Consider the following 14,082-nt stretch of genomic DNA (forward strand, 5'->3'; position numbering starts at 1 on the left):
TTAGCATTTTAATTTTTTAATAATACTATCTAGTTTTTTACTATCTCCATCTTTTAAATCTTCTAAAGCCTCTATAGCAGGAACGAAATCTTCCATTTCATCAAGATAGTTTTCTAAAGCATTGCGTAAAATTTCAGCCTTTTTCTTTTTAGAAAATTTTGCAGTTTGGCTTAAGCGCTCGTAAAGTTCTTCTGAAAGAGTTAGAGTGTATCTTTTATTCATTGTCTAGCCTTTATTTTGGTCTTATTGCTTCTTGACAAGCTTTGCATTTATAATTTGTGTTAGTTGTTTGTATTTTTTGGTGAATTTCATAAGGAACTTTGTGAATTTTATCTGCGCAAGAACAAATGTATTCATAAAATTCTTGCAATTCTCCTAAGTTTGTATTTTTGTCTTTTTTGCTAAGTTGGGCTTGATGCCATTTTTCTATTTTCATATCTTCTCTTAAAATATGCTCTAAAAGCCATTTGGATGCAATTATATTAAGTTTTTCTTTTAAATCATTAGTACTTTTTAAATTTTGGATCAAATCTATCATGGATTGTATGATACTTTTATGAATTTTTTGATGATTAGCAAGTTCAGGATAGCCTATTTTTGCCATATATTTTTCTTCTTCAGCAAAATGTTCTTTCATGTAATTGAAAAAATCCGCAAGTAAAAATTTAATTTGTCCTTTATGAATAGGCTTATCTGAAATCATCTCAACATTGGCAGCAAGTTCAAAAAGTTTTTGGTGTTGCCTGTCGATTTCTTCATTGTGAATACTATATTTGTCACACCATTTTGGTAACATACTAAAACCCCTTGTTTGGTTTATGGGAGAGTTCTTGATGTATTATAATTTACAATATTTTAAATTATGATTAATTTTTATTAAATTTCTGTTTTTTCTTTACATAAAATTAAATTAGTAGAGCATTTTTTACATTTAAATTGTACTTTAGAATATTGCATTTTTAAATGAATATCGTAAGGGACTTTGTGTGTTTTTCCTTCGCATTGACATTGATATAAGAAATTTTTTATTTTTGGTTTTTCTTCTTCAAAGCTATCTGAAGAATTTTTTATTTGCGTACTTTGTTTCCAATACTCTATCATCATATCATGCTGAATGATATGTTCTATAAGCCATGAATTAACCACTATATATAATTTTTCTTTTAAATCATTAGTGCTTTTTATACTTTGTATGAGTTTTATCATAGATTTTGTGATTTGTTTATGCATGAGTTTATGTTGGCTTAAGTAAGGATAATTAATTTCAGCCATGTAGTTTTCTTCATCTTGAAAATGAATTTTAATATAGTGAAAAAATTCAGCAACTATCTTTTTAAGTTCTGCTTGATAAATTGGTCTATCTGAAATTTCTTCAACTCTAGTAGCAAGTTCAAAAAGTTTTTTATGTTGTTCATCAATTTTTTCATTATTAATGCTATATTTTTTATCCCATTCAGGTAACATAAAAATCCTAACAGTATAAATTATAAAATAGTTAATATTTTATAAATATTTTGCTTTAATTCTACTAAATTCACACTCAATTTACACAAAAAAAATATAATGTTTTAAGAAAATATGATAAAAAGGTTAAAAATGGCTACACAAATTCTTTTGTTAGAAGATGATATTAATTTAGGAGAAATTGTTAGTGAATTTTTAGAAGAAGAAGGTTTTATAGTTACTTTAGTGGATAATGCTCAAGATGCGCAAGATAAAGCTTATGAGAAAAATTTTGATTTATGGATTTTAGATGTAAAAGTTCCACAAGGTGATGGTTTTAGTGTGCTTAAAAATTTAAGAGAAGTTGGTAAATATACTCCAGCTATTTTTATGACTTCATTGAATACTACTATGGATTTACAAAAAGGTTTTGAAAGCGGTTGTGATGATTATATTAAAAAGCCTTTTGAATTGCAGGAGTTAAAAATAAGAATTAATGCTATTTTAAAGCGTTCTTTTGCTCATAAAAATGAAGATTATGAAGACTTGGGAAATGGTTTTAAATTTGCTTTTATTTCACAAACTTTATATCAAGACGATAAACCTTTAACTCTGCCTTTAAAAGAATTAAAGCTTTTATCTTTGCTTTTAAAAAATAAAGGTAAATTTATAGATACTGCTTACATTTTTGAAGAAATTTGGGAGTATGATCAAGAGCCAAGTGAGCTTAGCTTAAGAGCTTATGTAAAAAATTTACGAAAAATTTTAGGCAAAGATAGTATTGTCAACCAAAGAGGAAGAGGGTATTGTTATGTATGAAGCCAAGCGCGTTGCGTGGCAAATTCTTTCTTTGTATTTAGTGAGTATAGGAAGTGTTCTTATAGTACTTTTTGGCGTATGGTATGCAAAGTTAATAGAAGAATTAATAGCTGAACATAGCATAAAATTAAGACAAGAACATCGTTTTGTAATTTTACAAATGGAAAAGTTACGTTTTGAGCCTATAGAAAAAGGTGCTAGAAAAATTGCTCAAATTTCTAATATAAAATTTGCAATATTTGATAGAACAAAAGTTTATTTTTCTAATCTTGACTTACCTGCTCAAACAACATTTTTTAAACTTAATAACGCAAATATTTATAATAATAACACTCTAATTTATGTGGCTGATGTGAATTTAAATAATTTATTGCTTGCAAATACTCAAGGACAAGATGCTTTGGAGGTCTTAGGTGATGTTAATCGTTTGAGGGTTTTGGTACAAGGTGATGATATCTCCAAAGAACTTGGATTTATAAGATTTAAAGTAGCTTTGTCTATGGTTTTTTCTTTGATTTTTGTAAGTATAATGGCTTATTTTATACTAAAATTTGCACTCAAGCCTTTAGAAATGAGAATAAGATTTTTAAATAATTTTATAAAAGACACTACTCATGAGATTAATACGCCAATTAGTGCGATATTAATGAGTGTAGAGAGTTTGGAAAGAAAAAAGAATTTTGAAGAAATTAAGGCTTTAAAGCGTGTAAAAATAGCTGCTTTGACTTTGAGTCATTTGTATTCAGATTTAACTTTTTTAAATTTTTCTCAAGCTTATGATGCTAAAAAAGATTGGATATTTTTAAAAGACTTGATTAAAGAAAGAATGGAGTATTTCAAGATATTTTTGGAGCAAAAAAATATTGACTTAGAGCTTAGCTTGGAAGATGATGGAAAAATTTATGCTAATAAAGAGCAATTTTTTAAAATGTTTGATAATCTCATTAACAACGCGATAAAATATAATATAAAAAACGGTCATATTAAAATAATGCTTTTAGAGCAAAAACTTATAATAGCAGATAGTGGCTGTGGTATAGCGAAAGAAAATTTGTCTAATATTTTTGAACGTTATTCAAGATTTAATGAAAATCAAGGTGGTTTTGGTATAGGGCTTTCTTTGGTAGATAAAATTTGTAAAGAGCATAATATAAAAATAAAAGTAGAAAGTGAGCTAAATAAAGGAACAAAATTTATTTTAACTTGGAAAAATTAAAATTATTTATTGCTCATTTTAGCTTTTTCTTTGGCATTTATAAGTGTTGTGATAAATTCATTTAAATTTTTAGTATCGTTTTGATTTAGAGTTTGCGGGGTGTGATTTAGCATTTGAGTGATTAAAACTTCGTTGCTTAAGTCATTATCACCAAATTCTCTGGCCTTTTGTAAAATTTTCAAAGCAAGCAAATTTTTTACTTCATACATTTTAATCCTTTAAATAAATCACGCTAACAATGCGCTTTGGAGTTTGGTTTTTTCTATAAGAAAAAAATCTCTCATCATCAAAGGTGCAAAGATTGATATCAAAAATATCATTAATACCTAATTCTTTTGCTTGAAATTTAACTAATGCTTTTAAATCAAGCTTATTTTCATGTAAAAAAGGTGCAAATTTTTCTTTGCTATAATTTAAAACATCGCCATTAATTTCATAATTTTTAGCACAAATTCCTGCTGAAATGATGAGTTTTAAATTCTTTGTTTGAGTATTAAAGCTTTTTTGCATTTTTAAAACGGCTTCTTTTAAGATATTTTCAAAACATCCTTTTCTGCCTGAATGCAAAGCTGCTATGGCTTTATTTTTATCATCATATAAAAGCAAAGGCAAGCAATCAGCACTTAAAATGCACAAAGCTATATTTTTTTCATTGCTAATTATTCCATCAGCATTAAAGTGAAAATCTTTATTATAATGAGTGATGATATTAGAATGAATTTGATTTAAAAATACACACTTTTTTATAGAATTTTCCCAAGGAAAAATATTATCATGAATTTTTGCTCTAAAAATATTATAATCTTGATCAAAGGCTACAAAAGCTTTTACAAAATCATTTTCTAATAAAGTGATGCAATCTTGTCTATTTGTTGCCATGAAATTTCTTTTTTATAATTTAATTGTCTGTGTATGTATCTTGCTAAAAGATCACTTTCTATATTAACGCGTCTTCCTATAATGTAATCTTTAAACAAGGTTTCATTAAAGGTTATAGGAATGATAGTTAAGCGAATACCATCTTTTAAAACTTCATTGATAGTTAAGCTCACCCCATCTATAGCTACACTTGCTTTATTTGCCATATAAATTTGTATATCATCAGGACATTTAATATAAAAATCAACTCCGTTTTCTTTTTTAGAAATATTAGTAATTTCACCTATACCATCAATATGTCCTTGCATTAAATGCCCATCTATTCTATCGCCATAAGCTAGTGCAGGTTCAATATGTACGTAATCTTTTAAATTTTCAATAGCTATGTGAGTTCTTGTTTCATAAGAAAGTTCAAGATTAAAACCATCATCAAAAAGTTTTGTTACGCTCAAACACGCACCATTAACTGCTATGCTATCGCCTAGTTTTGGTTTGTAATTTGCTTTTAATCTTAAAGTGTTGTTTTGATATGATTTAACAAAGGCTAATTCGCGGATTAATCCATTAAACATTCAATACCTTTAATTTTTATGAGATTTTATCTAAAACTTTTAAATTTCAAAAAGTATTTTTAGTATTTTATTTTAAAAAATATTATATAATTTTTGCCTTTTTATAAAAATGAGGTCAAAATATGTATGATATAATCGTAATAGGTGGCGGGCATGCTGGAGTTGAGGCTAGTGCCGGGGCTGCTAGAATGGGCAAAAAAACTTTACTTTTAACTACTTTAATCGAGCAAATTGGTGCTGCAAGTTGTAATCCTGCCATAGGTGGTTTAGCAAAAGGACATTTAGTAAAAGAGCTTGATGCTATGGGTGGACTTATGGGGCAAATTACCGATGAGGCTGGAATTCAATTTAGAATTTTAAATGAAAGCAAAGGTGTTGCAGTGCGCGGAAGTAGAGCGCAAATTGACATGGATGCTTATAGAATTTGTGCTAGAAATAAGCTTTTAAAACTTGAAAATTTAGAAATTTCTCAAGAACAAGCTTTGTCTTTACTTATAGAAAATGATGAAGTTAAGGGCGTTAAAACTAATTTAGAAAATACATATTTTGCCAAAAAAATCATACTTACAACAGGAACTTTTTTAAACGGACTTATCCATATAGGTGAAACCAAACTTCAAGCAGGTAGGGTAGGTGAGCTTGCGTCTGTAAATTTGGGAGATTACTTAAAACAAAGTGGATTAAAAATAGGAAGATTAAAAACAGGAACTTGTCCAAGGGTTGATGCTAAAAGTATTGATTTTAGTGTTTTAGAAATTCAACCTGGAGATGAAAACCCTAAAGCTTTTAGTTTTAAAACAAAAAATTTCAAGCCTAATCAACTTCCATGTTATATAGCAAGAACAAATTTAAAAACACATGAGATTATAAAAAGTAATTTTTACCGTGCTCCGCTTTTTACAGGGCAAATTGAAGGTATAGGGCCAAGATATTGTCCTTCTATAGAAGATAAAATTAATCGTTTTGGCGATAAAGAAAGTCATCATTTATTTATAGAGCCACAAACTAAAGATGCGACAGAGTATTATATTAACGGTTTTTCTACTTCTTTACCTTATGAAGTACAAATTGCAATGCTAAGAAGTATAAAAGGTTTTGAAAATGCCAAAATCACGCGTTTTGGTTATGCCATAGAGTATGATTATATTGATCCAACAGAGCTAAAACATACTTTAGAAACCAAAAAGATTAAAAATTTATATTGTGCTGGGCAAATTAATGGAACCACTGGTTATGAGGAAGCTGCTGCGCAAGGTTTTATGGCAGGAGTAAACGCGGTTTTAGCAATTGATGAAAAAGATCCTTTTGTGTTAAGGCGTGATGAGGCTTATATAGGGGTGTTGATTGATGATTTAGTGATGAAAGGCACTAAAGAGCCTTATAGAATGTTTACTTCAAGAGCTGAGTATAGACTGCTTTTAAGAGAAGAAAATGCCATTTTAAGACTTGGAGAATATGGATATAATTTTAAACTTTTAAGTCAAGAAGATTATGCATATATTGAAAATATAAAACAAAATGTTGATAAAGGACTTGAGTTTTTACTTCAAACTACATGGACACCAAGCAATCAAAATAATGAATTTTTGCAAAGCATTAAAGAAGAAAAAATTACCTCAATAGTAAGTTTGCAAAAAATTGTTGCAAGAGCGAGTTTTAATATAGAAAAACTAAAAGCTCTAGATGAAATGTTTGCAAAAATGGATGAGTATTCTTTAAATGAAATTTTAAATGAAGCAAAATATTATCATTATATAGCAATGCAAAAAGCACAAATAGAAAAAATGAAAAACTTAAATGACTTAAAAATTCCTGAAAATTTTGACTTTAAAAGTGTGAGTGGATTGAGTAATGAAGTAGTGGAAAAACTGCAAAAATTTAATCCACCAACTATTTTTGCTGCTTCGCAAATTAGCGGTATTACTCCTGCTGCTTTGGATATTTTACATATTTATATCAAAATGAAAAAACAATAGATAATAATAAATTTATCTATTGTTATAATTTAAAACAAACATTTATTTTTGTTTTTAAATAAATATCCATATATCTTAAATCAAGCTTTTTATACCAAAGAAAAAATTTATCATTTTTTAGATAAACTGCTAAGTTTTACAAAAAATCAAAACAAAGGAAGTAAAATGGCTACATCTGAAAGTAGACGAAGCTTTATGGGCTTTGCCTTTGGAACGGTAGCTGCTGTGGGTGGTGCTTTTTCATTAGTTGCAATGAAAAAAACATGGGATCCACTCCCAAGTGTAAAAGCAGCAGGTATTACTACTGTAGATCTTTCTGGCATGAAAGAGGGCGAGCTTAGAACAATTGAATGGCGTAAGAAGCCTATATTTATCTTAAAAAAAGATGCAGATATGGCAAAAGATAGCAATAGAGATGTTGTTGTAGGTGATGTTGCTTATACTGTAGTTATTGGTCTTTGTACGCATTTAGGCTGTATTCCAGCTTACGCTCCAAACGAAAAATTATTTAAGTGTGCTTGCCATGGTGGCGAATTTGACACCAGTGGTAAAAATGTATTTGGTCCTCCTCCAAGACCTTTGGATATTCCTCCTTTTAGAATTGATGGAACAAAATTAGTATTAGGCGAAGAAGGTCCAGAATATAAAAAAATGATCGCGGAGGCTTAATATGGCACAGATAAAAAAAGCAAATGGTATTGTAGATTGGCTTGATCAAAGATTAGCTGTAAATAAGCTTTTTAATGTTTTAATGGCTCAATATTGGATACCAAAACAAATTAACTTCTTATGGGCAATGGGTGTTATTTTAACTACTCTTTTTGCTATTTTATTTATTTCAGGTTTATTTTTAGTAATGTATTACAAGCCAGATGTAGCTTTGGCTTTTGATAGCGTAAATAAAACCATTATGCAAGAAGTGGAGTATGGGTGGCTTTGGCGTCATATGCACGGTGTGGCTGCTTCGGTTGTATTTTTAATCATATATATCCATATGTTAACAGGAATTTATTATGGCTCTTATAAAAGAGGCCGCGAAATGATTTGGATTAGTGGTATGCTTTTATTTGTTGTATTTTCAGCAGAAGCATTTAGTGGATATATGTTGCCTTGGGGGCAAATGAGCTTTTGGGCTGCTCAAGTTATTACTCAGCTTTTTGGTGGAATTCCTTTTATAGGTGATGCGTTGGTTATTTGGATAAGAGGAGATTTTGCAGTTTCAGATCCAACTTTAACTAGATTTTTTATGTTACATGTATGTTTATTGCCTATTGTGATTTTAGCAATTATTGCATTCCATTTTTATTCTTTAAGAATTCCTCACGTAAATAATGAAATTTCAGAAGAGATTGATTTTGATTTAGAAGCTGAAAAATATTTAGCAGGTGATACAAAAGGTTCTAAAGTTATTCCTTTTTGGCCAGGATTTTTAGCTAAAGATTTTATGTATATTGCGCTATTTATGATTTTCTTCTTTTACTTGGTATGTTTTAAATTCAATTTTGCAATGGATCCAATCAACTTTGACCCAGCAAATTCTTTAAAAACACCTCCTCATATTTATCCTGAATGGTATTTCTTATGGAGTTATGAAGTTTTAAGAGGATTTTTCTTTGATGTTGGAAGCATTAAAGCTTTTGATATAGGTCTTGCGGCATTTGGTATAGCACAAATTATTTTCTTCTTATTGCCTTGGCTTGATAGAAGTGATGTTGTAAAACCAGCACACGAAAGACCAATGTTTTTTGTATGGTTTTGGGTATTATTGATAGATTTAATTGTACTAACAGTTTATGGAAAGCTTCCTCCAACAGGAATTAATGCTTGGATAGGATTTTATGCTTCTATGGTATTTTTACTATTATTGTTAGTGGTCTTACCAATTATTACTATCATGGAAAGAAAAAGGGGCTAATAATGAGAGAATTAAAAATATTTTTTGTAGTTGTCTTTTTCACAGGTTTAGTTTATTGGGGTGTTGAGCCTTATGCGCATTCAGTGATGAATCCTCCTTCAACTCCGGTTAATTTTGACTTTGCAAAAGCTGATGCAGAATTTACCAAAGGTGAAGTTGCTTTAAAAGAAAAGGCAGCAATGGATGCTAATGCTTCAGGAAGTGAAAAAGCTATAGCTAATGCTCAAAAAGCATTAGAGCTTGCTAAAAGCCAAGAAGAAGCTACTAAGCAATTATGGGAAAAAATCGCAAAAATTGATTTTAGTAAAGGTAATGCACAAAAAGGAAAAGAGCTTTTTGAAGGAAATTGTATTGCATGCCATGGTGTGAAAGCTGTCGGAATTCCTGCTACTATTACAGATTCTTCTTTAGGTGTAACACCTCCTGATTTAAGTGATGCGGGTGCTATTTATGATGAGAAATTTTTAGCAGCATTGATTGTTGATCCGGTTAAAGCTTTGCAAATTTCACATAAATTTAATGATGAAAATCCATTCTTAATGCCTGCTTATCCTTTAAGTGGCGATGAAGCACAAGATAATCAAGATTTAGCAGACTTAATTGCATTCTTTAAAAATACAGCTAGTGAATATGAAAAAGAATTTGATACAAAATTAAAAGCTGATTTAGAAGAAAAATATGCTAAAAATCAAGAGCTTTCAGAGCAAGCAAAAACAGCTTTAATTGCAAAAGAGTTTGATTTTGCTAAAAACAAACATACATTTGAAAATGCTTGTGGAAGATGCCATGATGTAAAATATGATGGCTTTGTTTCAAGCTCAAACATGAGTGATTTAAAAAATTATCTTGGTATGACACCTCCAGATTTATCTATGATGATTCGTTCTAAAGGTGCACATTATCTTGAAATCTTCATCAATGAACCTCAAAAGAAAATTCATGGAACTGCTATGCCAAGAGTTGGTTTGAATGAAAAAGCACAAACCCAAGTTATTAATTATCTTGAAAAAGTTGGTGATAGTAAAAAAGAAGAAAGAGAGCAAACAGGAATTTATATTATGATATTCTTTGCTATCTTAAGTATTTTTGCTATAGGTTGGAAAAGATCAGTTTGGTCTAAACTGCACTAATTTACCCAAAGAACGCCTTGTGGCGTTCTTTATCTTCAATAATAAGCTAAATATAAAATAAAATTTGATATAATATTTTTTCATTTCACACGCATTAATTTCCTTATTAGGTTGCTTATGGGTTAAAGAATGCGGAGGAATAAACCTAATTATTTTATTTCAAGGAGAATTTCATGGTAAGCATGAGAGATTTATTAGAGTGTGGTGTACACTTTGGACACCAAACAAGAAGATGGAATCCAAAAATGAAAAAATTTATTTTTGGAGAAAGAAAAGGTATTTATGTGATTGATTTACAAAAAACACTTAGATACTTTAGATATACATATAACATCGTTCGCGATGCTGCTGCAGAAGGTAAAACAATTTTATTTGTTGGTACTAAAAAACAAGCTGGTGGAGCGATTAAAGAATATGCTGAAAAATGCGGTATGCCTTATGTAAATCATAGATGGCTTGGTGGTATGATGACTAACTTTGGAACTATCCGCCAATCGATTAGAAAATTAGAAGTTATAGAAAAAATGGAAGAAGATGGAAGCATTAAGCTTTTAACTAAAAAAGAAGCTTTAATGCTTACTAGAAAAAAAGAAAAATTACTAGCATATCTTGGTGGTATTAGATATATGAAAACTCAACCTGATATGATTTTTGTTATTGATACTGTTAAAGAAAAAATTGCGGTACAAGAAGCTAATAGATTAAAAATCCCTGTGGTTGCTCCACTAGATACAAACTGCGATCCTGACTTAGTAGATTTCCCAATTCCAGGAAATGATGATGCGATTCGTTCAGTTCAACTTTTCTGCCAAGAAATGGCTGAGGCAATCAATGAAGGTAAAGCTTTAAGAGAGCAAGATGGTGAAGTAAATGAAGAACAACCAATCTCTGAAGAAGAAAAAAAAGAAGTTTTAGAAGAAGCTATGAGTGAAGAAGATTTTGAAGGAGATAAAGAATAATGGCTGAAATCACTGCACAAATGGTAAAAGAACTGCGCGAAAGTACTGGCGCAGGTATGATGGATTGTAAAAATGCTTTAAAAGACACAGATGGTGATTTTGAAAAAGCAGTGCAACTTTTAAGAGAAAAAGGGCTTGGAAAAGCTGATAAAAAAGCTGATCGTTTAGCTGCTGAAGGTTTGGTAAGTGTAAAAGTAAGCGATGATTTAAAATGCGCAACTGTAAGTGAAATCAATTCTGAAACCGATTTCGTTGCTAAAAATGAACAATTTATTGCTTTAACAAAAGATACAACAGCACATATTCAAGCTAAAAGCCTTCAAAATGTTGAGCAGTTGCATTCAAGTGAGATTAATGGTGTTAAATTTGAAGAATATTTAAAAAATCAAATTGCAACTATAGGTGAAAATTTAGTTGTAAGAAGATTTGCTACTGTAAAAGCTGGAGCTAGTGGAGCAGTAAATGGTTATGTTCATTCTAATGGACGCGTGGGTGTTATTATTGCTGCAGCTTGTGATAGTGAAGCTACGGCTAATAAGTGTGGAGAATTTTTAAAACACCTTTGTATGCATATTGCTGCAATGAAACCAAGTTATCTATCTTATGAAGAGCTTGATATGGATTTTGTAGAAAATGAATATAAAGCTTTAGTTGCAGAGTTGGAAAAAGAAAATGAAGAAAGAAGAAGATTAAAAGACCCTAATAAACCAGAGCTTAAAATTCCAAAATTTGCAAGTAGAAAGCAATTAACTCAAGAGATAATCCAAGAAGCTGAAGAAGCTATTAAAGCTGAACTTCAAGCACAAGGAAAACCAGAAAAAATTTGGCCTAACATTATCCCAGGTAAACTAAATAGCTTTATAGCGGATAATTCTCAGCTTGATGGTAGACTTACTCTAATGGGACAGTTTTATGCGATGGATGATAAAAAAACTGTCGAGCAAGTAATTGCAGAAAAAGAAAAAGAATTTGGTGGAACTATTAAAATAGTAGAATTTATTCGTTTTGAAGTGGGCGAAGGTCTAGAAAAGAAAACTGAAGATTTTGCTGCTGAAGTTGCTGCGCAAATTGGTTAAAAATGGAACTTTTAAAAGCGGAAAATTTAAGCCACGGTTTTGATATTCCGCTTTTTGAAAATTTAAATTTTGCTTTAAATGCAAAAGATTGTATTGCAATATGTGGAAGTAGTGGATGCGGCAAATCTACTCTTTTGCATATTTTATCTACCTTGTTAAAACCTCAATCAGGGAAAGTTTTTTATAATAATCAGGATTTGTATTCCTTAAACGATGAAGCTTTATTAGAAATTCGTAGAAAAGATTTTGGGATTATTTTTCAAATGCATTATTTATTTAAAGGTTTTTTAGCTTTTGAAAATATAGAGCTTGCAAGTATTTTGAGTAAGCAAAATATCGATTATGAGTTGTTAAAAAAACTTGATATTGTTGATTTAATGAATCAAAAGATCACAAAATTAAGTGGTGGACAACAGCAACGAGTAAGTATAGCTAGAGTTTTAAGCAAAAGACCAAAAATTATTTTTGCTGATGAGGCTACTGGTAATTTAGATTTTAAAAATGCTTTAAATGTGTTAGATATTTTGATCAGTTATGTCAAAGAAAATAATGCAGCCTTAGTTTTTGTAACTCACGATCAAGAACTTGCTAAAAAATGTGATAGGATTTATCATTTAAGTAATTATGGAATTTGTTAAATATTTAGGCGATGAAAATGTTGTAATTTTCATGCTTTTATTTGCCAGAATGAGTGGATTAATAGTATTTTTCCCTTTTTTTTCTCACAATAGTATACCTTTGGTAGTAAAAACAACTTTAGCTTTGTTTTTAACAATGTTTTTATATCCTTTGGCAAAACTTGAAAATAATACACCTGATTCTTTTTTTATTTTATATCTTTTAAGTGAAGTGCTTTTTGGGATGGTTGCAGGTTTAATTTTACAAATGATTTTTGCCATTTTACAAATGGCAGGTGAGCAAATTTCTTTTACCATGGGTTTTTCTATGGCTAGTATTTTAGATCCGGCTACAGGTGCTAATACTCCAGTAATTTCTCAAGTTTTAAATTTGCTTGCATTGTTGGTTTTTTTAGCATTTGATGGTCATCATTTGGTATTGCTTTTTATATCTAGTTCATTAGATTATATTAGTTTGGGTGGATTTTATCCGCACGAGAATTTAATGCTTTATTTGAATAAAGCTATGGTAAATATCTTTGTGCTCGGTTTTTCTATGGCTTTTCCTATTTTAGCAATATCTTTATTATCAGATGTTATTTTTGGTATGCTTATGAAAACTATGCCACAATTTAATCTTTTAGTGGTGGGTTATCCTATCAAGATATTTTTATCTTTTGCAGTGCTTATTGCTATTTTACTTATCATGATGCAGTATTTTAAAAATTTAATGTTAAAAAGTTTTGAGCATATGGAGTTATTGTTTTTCAATATATAAGCAATAAATAATTAAAAATGTTTTAAAATAATACATTTCTTTAACTTGGGAGATGACAGATGAAGGTTGTGCTGATAAATTCTAATGTAGCTGTTTCAAAATTAATTAGCTTGGGGGTTCAAAAACTAGGTTATGAATTTGAAGAGCTTGCAAATGCTGAAGAACTTGAAGACTTTTATGATATTATCATCATAGATCATGATATTGAAGCTAATTTAGATGAATTGAAAAGTAAATGTAATAGATTGATTTATTTATTGCCTAGAAACCAAGAGCAAGTAGATGGCGTAGAGTGTTTATATAAGCCTTTTTTACCGACTGATTTTATAGAACTTTTGGGTAATGAAAAAACTTTAAGTGAAAGTAAGGATAGTACTTTAGAAGAAGATGAATTGAGTTTTGATGAGGATGTTTTAATTGGTAAAGATATGCCTTTAGATGGAAATGAACTTTTGGCTGGTATTGATTTGTCTGAGCATGAAGAAAGTTTAAGTGAAGATGATTTAAATCTGCAAGAAGATTTTTTTGAAGAAAATTTAGATAATTCATTAGAAGTTGAAGATAAATCTAAATTATCAAATGAAGCTGATATTGACAAGGAATTAGATGATAAGTTAACATTAGTAGATGAACAACATGAAGAAAATATAGAAGAAAATATAGAAGAAAATATAGAAGAAAATATAGAAGAAAATATAGAAG

Annotated in this window: 16 protein-coding genes and 1 pseudogene; 11 read left to right on the forward strand and 6 right to left on the reverse strand. The window is 29.7% G+C overall.

Going from position 1 to position 14,082, the window contains the following annotated elements:
* The 3 genes from L8V77_RS07360 to L8V77_RS07370 form a co-directional block, all read right to left on the reverse strand.
* The gene (locus L8V77_RS07360) at positions 1 to 222 is read right to left on the reverse strand and encodes a ribbon-helix-helix protein, CopG family (protein WP_263707361.1); all 222 of its coding nucleotides are present in this window, start codon (positions 220 to 222) and stop codon (positions 1 to 3) included.
* A gap of 10 nt (positions 223 to 232) precedes the next feature.
* Positions 233 to 796, reverse strand: coding sequence for a bacteriohemerythrin (locus tag L8V77_RS07365; RefSeq protein ID WP_263707362.1), 564 nt, complete (start codon positions 794 to 796; stop codon positions 233 to 235).
* An 80-nt stretch (positions 797 to 876) separates the two neighbouring features.
* Entirely contained in the window at positions 877 to 1,464 is a 588-nt protein-coding gene (locus L8V77_RS07370) for a bacteriohemerythrin (RefSeq protein WP_263707363.1), read from the reverse strand.
* 132 nt (positions 1,465 to 1,596) lie between these two features.
* Between L8V77_RS07370 and L8V77_RS07375 the strand changes: the two genes are divergently transcribed.
* Entirely contained in the window at positions 1,597 to 2,262 is a 666-nt protein-coding gene (locus L8V77_RS07375) for a response regulator transcription factor (RefSeq protein WP_263707365.1), read from the forward strand.
* Positions 2,225 to 3,478 carry a sensor histidine kinase gene (locus L8V77_RS07380; RefSeq protein WP_263707367.1) on the forward strand — a complete coding sequence of 418 codons (1,254 nt, stop codon included), beginning with the start codon at positions 2,225 to 2,227 and terminating at the stop codon, positions 3,476 to 3,478. Before L8V77_RS07375 ends, L8V77_RS07380 begins: the two co-directional genes overlap by 38 nt.
* Positions 3,479 to 3,480: 2 nt before the next feature.
* Here L8V77_RS07380 and L8V77_RS07385 read toward each other — a convergent pair whose 3' ends face one another.
* The 3 genes from L8V77_RS07385 to ribE are packed head-to-tail and all read right to left on the reverse strand — an operon-like array spanning position 3,481 to position 4,929.
* Positions 3,481 to 3,687, reverse strand: a complete 207-nt coding sequence (locus L8V77_RS07385) for a hypothetical protein (RefSeq protein WP_039618783.1) — start codon at positions 3,685 to 3,687, stop codon at positions 3,481 to 3,483.
* A gap of 1 nt (position 3,688) precedes the next feature.
* Positions 3,689 to 4,357, reverse strand: a complete 669-nt coding sequence (pgeF, locus tag L8V77_RS07390; RefSeq protein ID WP_263707368.1) for a peptidoglycan editing factor PgeF — start codon at positions 4,355 to 4,357, stop codon at positions 3,689 to 3,691.
* The gene (gene ribE, locus L8V77_RS07395; protein WP_039628629.1) at positions 4,321 to 4,929 is read right to left on the reverse strand and encodes a riboflavin synthase; all 609 of its coding nucleotides are present in this window, start codon (positions 4,927 to 4,929) and stop codon (positions 4,321 to 4,323) included. The genes pgeF and ribE overlap by 37 nt, the downstream gene beginning before the upstream one ends.
* Positions 4,930 to 5,051: 122 nt before the next feature.
* Between ribE and mnmG the strand changes: the two genes are divergently transcribed.
* The 9 genes and pseudogenes from mnmG to L8V77_RS07440 form a co-directional block, all read left to right on the forward strand.
* A complete protein-coding gene (mnmG, locus tag L8V77_RS07400) occupies positions 5,052 to 6,905 on the forward strand; it encodes a tRNA uridine-5-carboxymethylaminomethyl(34) synthesis enzyme MnmG (RefSeq protein WP_263707369.1) in 1,854 nt (617 codons plus the stop codon).
* A gap of 165 nt (positions 6,906 to 7,070) precedes the next feature.
* Positions 7,071 to 7,574: a ubiquinol-cytochrome c reductase iron-sulfur subunit gene (locus tag L8V77_RS07405; RefSeq protein ID WP_263707370.1), complete on the forward strand. Its 504-nt coding sequence runs from the start codon at positions 7,071 to 7,073 to the stop codon at positions 7,572 to 7,574.
* 1 nt (position 7,575) lies between these two features.
* Positions 7,576 to 8,820, forward strand: a complete 1,245-nt coding sequence (locus L8V77_RS07410) for a ubiquinol cytochrome c oxidoreductase, cytochrome b subunit (RefSeq protein ID WP_039668616.1) — start codon at positions 7,576 to 7,578, stop codon at positions 8,818 to 8,820.
* A 2-nt stretch (positions 8,821 to 8,822) separates the two neighbouring features.
* The gene (locus L8V77_RS07415) at positions 8,823 to 9,950 is read left to right on the forward strand and encodes a c-type cytochrome (protein ID WP_263707371.1); all 1,128 of its coding nucleotides are present in this window, start codon (positions 8,823 to 8,825) and stop codon (positions 9,948 to 9,950) included.
* Between the two features lie 173 nt (positions 9,951 to 10,123).
* Positions 10,124 to 10,909: a 30S ribosomal protein S2 gene (gene rpsB, locus L8V77_RS07420; RefSeq protein ID WP_039626640.1), complete on the forward strand. Its 786-nt coding sequence runs from the start codon at positions 10,124 to 10,126 to the stop codon at positions 10,907 to 10,909.
* Positions 10,909 to 11,985, forward strand: coding sequence for a translation elongation factor Ts (gene tsf, locus L8V77_RS07425; RefSeq protein WP_263664303.1), 1,077 nt, complete (start codon positions 10,909 to 10,911; stop codon positions 11,983 to 11,985). The genes rpsB and tsf overlap by 1 nt, the downstream gene beginning before the upstream one ends.
* 2 nt (positions 11,986 to 11,987) lie before the next feature.
* Positions 11,988 to 12,623, forward strand: a complete 636-nt coding sequence (locus tag L8V77_RS07430; protein WP_263707373.1) for an ABC transporter ATP-binding protein — start codon at positions 11,988 to 11,990, stop codon at positions 12,621 to 12,623.
* Positions 12,610 to 13,380 carry a flagellar biosynthetic protein FliR gene (gene fliR, locus L8V77_RS07435; protein ID WP_263664301.1) on the forward strand — a complete coding sequence of 257 codons (771 nt, stop codon included), beginning with the start codon at positions 12,610 to 12,612 and terminating at the stop codon, positions 13,378 to 13,380. The genes L8V77_RS07430 and fliR overlap by 14 nt, the downstream gene beginning before the upstream one ends.
* Before the next feature lie 59 nt (positions 13,381 to 13,439).
* Positions 13,440 to 14,082: pseudogene (locus L8V77_RS07440) on the forward strand (hypothetical protein); the annotation flags it as partial.

Source organism: Campylobacter sp. IFREMER_LSEM_CL2127 (assembly GCF_025771745.1).
Lineage (GTDB): Bacteria > Campylobacterota > Campylobacteria > Campylobacterales > Campylobacteraceae > Campylobacter_D.